2 protein-coding genes are annotated in these 2994 nt (G+C 42.6%); both read left to right on the forward strand.

Translation table 11 applies throughout. The features are described 5' to 3' along the window. The first annotated feature begins 469 nt into the window (after nt 1-469). Nucleotides 470-2344, forward strand: coding sequence for a hypothetical protein (locus VN105_RS18480; RefSeq protein WP_325643008.1), 1875 nt, complete (start codon nt 470-472; stop codon nt 2342-2344). Nucleotides 2345-2502: 158 nt separating this feature from the next. Continuing rightward, a partial coding sequence (locus VN105_RS18485) for a hypothetical protein (RefSeq protein WP_325643009.1) occupies nt 2503-2994 on the forward strand: 492 nt, incomplete at its 3' end.

Below are 2994 nucleotides of genomic sequence, written 5' to 3' on the forward strand. Positions count from 1 at the left end.
CTACGCAAAAATACGCAAATGCAAATATTTTTTTAAAGATAATGGATAATTAATTAAATTTGAACTTCTTCACACAGCTCATAATCTGTGAGTTATCGATAAGTATTGTACCAAGCCGGAATAAGAATGGAAAGGTAATCCCAATGCCTACTTAGGATCGGTATGCCTGCACAATACCCATCAAGCCATTTTTACAGCAATGAAAAACCCGAAGTATTTCGGAAGAATTTTTATGTTGCTAAGAGAAGATGTTAACTCATTCTCTTCATTGAAGAAAAATTAAAAAATATAACCCTCACGCTTCGTATTACGATTCTAAAAACATAAAGAAAAACACTTTTGTACTTTATAAAGTTGGTATTGGTACAAAAAGAGAGGTGCTCACCACCAACAGATTAAAAATGTGAGTAATCAACCATTGCTTAATTGTACTATTATATAAAAAAAATTAACAAACAAAAATTAAAAGATGAAAAAGACTTTATCAGTCATGATCGGGCTTGTAGTTTCTACCGCGGCGTATAGCCAGGTGGGAATCAATACACCTGATCCCAAAGCTACATTGGATGTGGCAGCAAAAACCACCGACGGAACCGCTCCGGAGGGATTTATTGCCCCGCGATTAACGGCGGATGCCTTATTTACGGCTTCCCAGGGAACTACGCCACAGTATGGTGCCGATCAGGATGGGGCCATTGTGCTTGTCACGCAACCTCTTATCGATCCTTCTAACCAGGTTGGGCAGGTTGTAAACATAGATGCACCGGGATATTATTATTTCGATGCTGCGGCGAACCAGTGGAAAAAGGTAGGCGAAGGAAGCATCTATACTTCAAACGGTACTTTAACAGGACCACGAGCAATGGAAATGGATAATACTACTCTTGGATTTTTAAACGGAAGGGTAGGTATGGGAGTAGCTACATCTCACCCATCTTCTATTTTAGAGCTGCAAAGCACCACACGTGGTTTCCTGCCTCCGAGGATGACCAGAGCACAGGTGGATGCCATTGTGAACCCTGCACCGGGATTAGTTGTATACTGTACCGATTTTTTAGGAGCCGGAAGAGGATGTTTGATGGTGAATGATTCAGTAGATCCTGCTGTTCCTGAATGGGGATCTATGTGCTCATCCAATGCAAGTGCTCCGAATGTACTGGCGATCGACTGTGCAAGTGCTACAACGGTAGGCAGCGTATTTAGCGGACAACCAGTGAGCGGGGTGCAGACAACAGTTCCGTACACAGGAGGAAACGGCGGGATTTACCCGGCAGCTACTTTCAATTCTACAGGGGTTACCGGTCTTGTGGCAAGCCTGCCAAGCGGAATGCTGAACAATGGCAACGGAAGCTTTGTATTTAATATTACCGGAACGGCATCTGCTCCGGGAACAGCAAGCTTTAACATTACGGTGGCAGGGCAGACGTGTACCTTCACGATTCCTGTAACAGCAGCTTCTGCAGTGGTAGGATCACTGAACTGCGGTGCAGCATCGTTCTCTCCGGCTGCTCTTGCACAGGGAACACCATATACAGGTTCTTTAACGGTACCATACATCGCAGGAAACGGGCAGCCTTATCCTCAATCCACCTTTACGGTGAACGGATTAACCTTTACCCTTCCTGGAGGAACATTGAATAACGGAAACGGTAACCTGATCTACAACGTAACAGGCACACCTACAACACCGGGAGCAATGACTGTACCGATCTCGTTTGGAGGAACTTCTTGTAACGTAACGACAAACGTAACCACTGGACTTACCGTAGTTTTACCAGGAAATAACGAAGCATGGATGAGACATAATCTGGGAGCTGATACCAGCCTTAATCCAGATGTACCGGTAGAGGCTATTCATGGAAACTATTATCGATGGGGAGATCCCACTATAAGAGCTACGACCAGTACTCCTCCTGGAAAAATAACAGGATGGAGTCTTGACGGAGCCCCTGACAATTCATGGCAAGATGCAGTTAAAACTGCAAATGATCCTTGTCCTGCTGGCTTCCGCGTACCAACAAAACAGCAATTCGAAAATCTAATAGCTAATAATACTGTTAGTACAGTAGGGACTTGGACATCTGAGTTTTATAATTCTACTAATTTTGGAGCTGCTATGGTGTTCACAGCAGGGGGACAGAAACTTACTTTTCCAGGTGCAGGCTATAGAAGTTTCTTCGATGGTAAATTGATTTTGCGTGCTTATAGAGCTTTCTATTGGAGTAGTACACAAAACAATTCTACTGATTTTGCTAACTATTTTGTATTGGGTTACAACTATTCTCCTGTAGCAACAGCAGACCGGCGGGCATATGGATATCCTATAAAATGTATTCAAGAATAGTTTTTATTTTAATCTTATATATTTAACTATTACTGGCGGCGGCGAAGCTGCCGCCGGTTTTTATTAACAAAAAACTAATTTTCATAAATCCTAAATTTTGAGAATATAAACAGAAAAGAAATTTTACTTTACTCTACAACCCAACCAATCTAAACACAATGAAAAAAATAACAATATTTTTATCGATAGTATTATCACTGGGCATGCAGGCTCAAAATATCCAAATGACGTTTCCGCATTTTGCGGGGAAATCTTATGATTTTATTATTTTCCGTGGCAAAGAAGCCAAAACGGTTTTTCAGGGAACGATACCGGCAGACGGTAAGTTTACGCTTTCTGTTCCTAAAGAATATGGCCCTTACACCGGCATGAGCCGCTGGCTGATCACCGGTACTCAGGAAGGAGGAGGACTGGATATGCTTATCCCGGGTCATGATTTCTCTGTGGTCTGTACAGAAGCCCAACCTAATGATGAGAATATCATCTATACCGGAAATCCGGAAATCCCGGAGCTTACCGGTCTCTATAAAAAACAGCAGGACATCTTTGCTAAGCATGACGCGATGCTTCAGGCGACCAAAGCATTTCCTAAAAACGATAAAAACTATCCGGCTTTTGAGAAAGAATACCAGAACCAGCTGATGGCCTAT

Origin of the sequence: Chitinophaga sp., assembly GCF_035564935.1 — a bacterium.
Classification (GTDB): domain Bacteria; phylum Bacteroidota; class Bacteroidia; order Chitinophagales; family Chitinophagaceae; genus Chitinophaga.